At 51.0% G+C, this 4,818-nt stretch carries 6 protein-coding genes and 1 pseudogene; all 7 read right to left on the reverse strand.

Features of this window, described 5'->3' with window-relative positions; translation table 11 throughout:
* Positions 1 to 146 (reverse strand): annotated as a pseudogene (locus BLV67_RS33810) (hemagglutinin repeat-containing protein); the annotation flags it as partial.
* A gap of 129 nt (positions 147 to 275) precedes the next feature.
* Positions 276 to 587 carry a hypothetical protein gene (locus tag BLV67_RS31895; protein WP_069788869.1) on the reverse strand — a complete coding sequence of 104 codons (312 nt, stop codon included), beginning with the start codon at positions 585 to 587 and terminating at the stop codon, positions 276 to 278.
* Between the two features lie 11 nt (positions 588 to 598).
* On the reverse strand, positions 599 to 982 hold the full coding sequence (locus BLV67_RS32845; RefSeq protein ID WP_141722789.1) for a hypothetical protein: 384 nt from the start codon (positions 980 to 982) through the stop codon (positions 599 to 601).
* The gene (locus BLV67_RS31900) at positions 976 to 1,458 is read right to left on the reverse strand and encodes an imm11 family protein (protein WP_244160813.1); all 483 of its coding nucleotides are present in this window, start codon (positions 1,456 to 1,458) and stop codon (positions 976 to 978) included. Before BLV67_RS31900 ends, BLV67_RS32845 begins: the two co-directional genes overlap by 7 nt.
* Before the next feature lie 451 nt (positions 1,459 to 1,909).
* Positions 1,910 to 2,815, reverse strand: a complete 906-nt coding sequence (locus BLV67_RS31905; protein ID WP_074854584.1) for a PoNe immunity protein domain-containing protein — start codon at positions 2,813 to 2,815, stop codon at positions 1,910 to 1,912.
* A gap of 153 nt (positions 2,816 to 2,968) precedes the next feature.
* On the reverse strand, positions 2,969 to 3,643 hold the full coding sequence (locus BLV67_RS31910; RefSeq protein ID WP_069788870.1) for a hypothetical protein: 675 nt from the start codon (positions 3,641 to 3,643) through the stop codon (positions 2,969 to 2,971).
* Positions 3,644 to 3,951: 308 nt separating this feature from the next.
* Positions 3,952 to 4,818 (reverse strand): hypothetical protein (locus BLV67_RS33455; RefSeq protein ID WP_244160814.1); only part of this gene is annotated, 867 nt, incomplete at its 5' end.

Genomic DNA, 4,818 nt, shown 5'->3' on the forward strand with positions numbered 1-4,818 from the left:
GGAATACAAAGACTGATGCCGATGCCCAGGCTCTTTTCATCGACTTTGTACGTGTTGGTGTCTTGCAGGCTTTCGATATTAAGATCGCCGCCGACATTGGCGATCACCTTCTTGCCACTCGCCACCGCGCCTTTGATCTGGGTATCGAGTTAAAAGCGGGAAAAGTCTGATTATCTGATCGGGCGAGTTTTTTTGAAAATCAGGCCATGAGGGGCATCAAAAATCAATGTCTACTTCAGACCTTCCCTAGGTAAACTGTATTTTTTATAAGCATCTCAGTTGTCAGGGTATTTGAACTTTGTACTGACTTGCTCTCCATGTTTATATGAAATTACGCATGAAACCCAATCTTCACCGCGTTGCTCAGCGCTATGTTTAAGCTTATCTACCAATTCATACAACTGTGTATCGTCTATATCTGTCCGGGCGTTGGTAGTCTCCACTCCATCCTTTTCGACAAGTAACTCTGTGTCTATGAATCCTTTTCCTACTACCACCTCGTAACGAAAACGATCATAGCCGTCGATAATTCCGTTATCAATAATGGAAAATATTTCTTTAATTAATGCAAAATCTTCGGTAATCATATGTGTTCCTTTCAAGGCTTGCTGGATTCATTTTTGAAAATACTGGTTCTGGTCCTGCCATCAATGGTATAGGTGACTGATAAAGTGTCGGGTCTAATAGAGTCGGCAGTTGATCTTTTGAATTTGATTGTGGTTGGGCCAACTGTCTTCGTCGGGTCGTCCAGAGCCTTTTTGATGATATTTTCATAGAAAACTTTATAGGCTGAATTATTGAAGTTTTTAACTTGCGGGAAAAGGTTGTAGCCGTCACATGTTCCGCCTTGGCTGCAAGCTTGAGCATGACCCTTTGCATCGCCGTCGCCTTCAGTCGCAATGCTGCCGACCTGCCAGGCAAATTCGCCGATAGCCTTCTGCGAGCTGACTGTTATAGGCGGAAATAAATTTCCATCTAGCAAACGACAGTATTCTCCCCGTTTACACTTTCAAAGATAGCGCCTGTCACACCAGCTTGCTCCATTCTAAGCTTGACTTTTTCGCTGACGATTAGAGCGCCTAGGTGTTTTTTGATTCGAAAAATATTTTCCCCATTAACCTTTGCTGGGTCAATAACAAGGTTCAAGAAAACTCTATACTCACCTGCCCTGTCTGGGCGGACTGAATCATCTGATTTGTATTTTTCAAATATAGAGCGTGTCTCATCTACACAGTCGATTTGTGTTTCCACAATCATTACATAAAATTCATCTTGGTGGCCTACGACTTTCGCAGGCTCAAGTACGACGTGCCTGAAGGGTTCATCAAAATCGGAAATACCGATAAATGATTTTTTTGCTTTATGACTGATTATGGGAACGGAGGCGTATCCAGCCAGGGAGAAGTCTAGAGCAACACCATCACTTTGCATTTCAATTTCATAAGTGCAAGGCTCCATATATTCTACCGGTGGGTCTGTAAAGAACCAGTTATTGCAATGTTTGATTGCTGCCTAAGTACCATCTATTGTTAATGTTTGTATCTTCTCGAAATAAGTAGTATTTCATGTCAGTCTCTCGTGAGCCACTTGTTGACGGCGCTGCCGGGTGTACTGCTTCAGTCTTGATTTTGTTGACGACACTATCGCCAAGCTGCTTTCTGGCCTCCGGGTTATTAGTCAGTTAGCTAAGGCCGCTAAGCCCTTCGATGAGATGTGCGACGAATTCGTGACGTCATTCCAGCCTGGCTGGGCCAACCCCCCCCCTCACCACTGTTTACGGCGCACTTGAGCGGGGGGTATCGCCGCCGCCGGTTCGTAGCAAACCCTGAATGAAGTCGATGCCGACGTTGGCACTTCTCGGCAGGTGCGTGCCTTGCGATAGCCGTGTCTTGCTTGATCACACTGGCGCTTATCTATCACTGGACCGGGTGAAAATTCGGGCCCAAAAGCCGGCTTTCTTTTCTGAAGCCAACGGTGGATGTGGCTCTGTTGTCTCTCTTGCCGGGTGAGTGCCAGGGCCATCAGGTCTCAAAAGGTCTCCCGGATAATGCTCTTGACCTAGACATGGCGAGTCATCCATTCCAAACGCCTTCACGGCAGCTACGGCTTCTACACACCAACGACCAAAATAAGCCCCGCCTTCAAAGTTCTGGTCGCCATAGGTATACCAATAAGGATGCCGATAGCTGACCGCTTGCGGGTCTGATCCGGATTTCGCGCCAGTGCGCACTTCCAGATACCAGTGCTCGACAAAGGCTTTGAGCAACGGTGCCTGAGAATCTGAGGGCGCATTTACTGCCTTCAACAAACGACCATAGGGTTTGGGATATAGAAGCACGGCTCCTATCTTGCGGTCTGGGCTGCGGCTGGCAATGATCCGATCAAGAAGTACGTCTTCGCCATCATTGCCGATCAAGGCCAGCAAGCGATGCCATTGCTCGTCTGGAATGTCGAGTGCGAGTGCCAAGCCGACCAGCCAGAAGCAAATGATGTAGTGGTCGTAGTTGACGCGCCAGTGGTGCCGGGTGAATTGCTGCTCCGCAGTCCACACCGTGGTGCCGAGGTGTTCCGCCTGCTCCCATGCTGCTAGCAGACCGGGGAAGTAGTGGGCCAAGTGAGTTATTGAATCTCCGGCGGAATATCTGCGCAAAATTTGGTGCAAATGGTCCTGTCCGATTTCAAACGCATACTGGGGGGCGTAATCGGGGTCAGCGGTTGGCGCCAAGAGAAGCTTTTGAGACTTCGCGATATAGCTGTCGCTGTCGTTAACGACCTTATCCCAATAGCTGGCATGGCCGAGTGGTGCGCGAATCATTCACTTTCTCCCTATGAGCTTCGATGTCGCAATAGGATCCTCAACAAACTTCCCGCCTTTATCCAAGACGCCAACCGTAACATTGCCAAATGAATCAGTATGCTGGATTAGCGGCCAAGTCACTAATTGCCACATCTCACCTTTTGGGCCTATTCAACTCCTCAGTGCTGGCAACGACAACACTTCATCGTACTGTGGCCAGTCTTCCCTCGCGCGTTTGAGCACACCTTGCATCAACTCGTCCAACTCAGGCGCTGGTTGCTCGGGCGGCAATTGGTCAAAGGGCGCGGCCAGCAGCGGATGATCAATCTTCTGCGGATTGGCTAAACCTTCCCACTGGCGCAGGCGTAGGATATAGAGAATTTCCACCGGAACGCGCTCCAAGTGCCAGTCCTGATTGAAGTCGTAGGAATTCTTCTGGCTCTCTTTGCCCGTTTGCCAAGTGTGGCGGTCACACGCGGCCAACAGGCAGGGCATCAGGTCGTCGGGGCTGGGCGTGCGCCACTTGGCCAACAAGGCTTCGTAGATGGGTTCGTCGTAAGCATAAGCAGGCCATTGATGCGAGACATCGCCCACCCAATCGGCAAACACACGCAGCATAAAGGCTTGGGCGCGGCGGTGTTGCTCTTCGTACTCAATCACTAATTGATGCCCACGGTTGAGAGCCGCATGGGTGAGATATCCCTGATGGATGACGGCATCCTTCCAGCCTAGGATCGCCATTGCGGCCATCATATTGGTGGCGGTTTGGATGCTGTAGTTTTGGCGTCGTCGATCATTGCCTGCCGCTTTGGCAATAATGTCGAACTGGCCCGCCCAGAAGAACAACTGCCAAATTCCTACTTGGTAATAGCGCAGCCAATGGGCCAATTCCAGAAGCCATTGCGGATTATCTGGTGCGGTTGCCAATACCTTGTGGGCTCGTGTGACGGCCATCCATTCGGAGCTACTACGCGTAACGTTGTCACTATTCGGGACAGGCATTGATGGCTTCGCAAATGCATCGCCGCGCTCAACATATTCACGGATGCCATTCAACTCGTATTCATCTGAGACGTGTGGCCCCTTGGCTATGCGCCCCAGCACACTTTTGTAGGAGGGCCACTTCGGGTTTACGCCCAAGCGCTCGCACTGAATTATTTCTTGGTCCATGGTTCCACCTTAAATTCTGCTACACCTGTTTTACTGGGGGCGGGAACACCGACTTTGACTGTTACACCTTGAACCTTGGCTTTTCCTGAATCCAACGCCGCTTGCAAAGCATCGCGTAAAGCAGGATCAGAGTCGGCAATTGATCTATTACTCAGCCACCCCTCCAACCGCGTCCTCGGGTCCCCATGCGGCGTACCTGCCTTACTCACGCCATTCACCGAAGACTTCGCATCCATCACCACCACGGTAATAGTATCGCCATTGATCGCCACCGCGCAGCCATCGCAGCCGTGGTTGCTACTGTTTTGCAGAGGTTTGAAATTGAGGCCGGTTTTCTCGTTAAGGGTTTGCAGGGCCAGTTGCTCGCCCAACACCCCATCATTTACAAGCGAACCGGTCTTCCAATTGGGAAGGTGCGACAGCGGGATACTTTCAAATGTCTGCCCAAACAGGTCTTCAATCCGGCTGAACTTGGGAGGGTTGATTTCATCAGGGATAACCTGCCCCGGTCCTTTTGCACCATCTACACGTTGAGCATCCCGAAGCTCAGCCTCAGTTTTAGCAAGCTGCCCGAATTTGGAGCTCGCACTTCCCTCCTGGCTATCTGCAACAGCGCCTACAACACGGTTGCGTACAGCTTCGGCTTTGGCGAGCTTCTCGATTCTAGCCAGGCTAGCCATCGTTTCAAGTTCTGCGGTGCCCACCTTGATCCCTGCCTTGGCCAGCGCCACGCCACCTTTCGCAGCCCCGCCGACGCCCGTTGCAATGCTGCCGACCTGCCAGGCGATTTCGCCGATGGCCTTGCCCAAGGCTTCGGCGTTTTCGTCGCCGCCGACTTCCAGCGCGGTCTT

Origin of the sequence: Pseudomonas salomonii (genome assembly GCF_900107155.1) — a bacterium.
Taxonomy (GTDB): Bacteria; Pseudomonadota; Gammaproteobacteria; order Pseudomonadales; family Pseudomonadaceae; genus Aquipseudomonas; species Aquipseudomonas salomonii.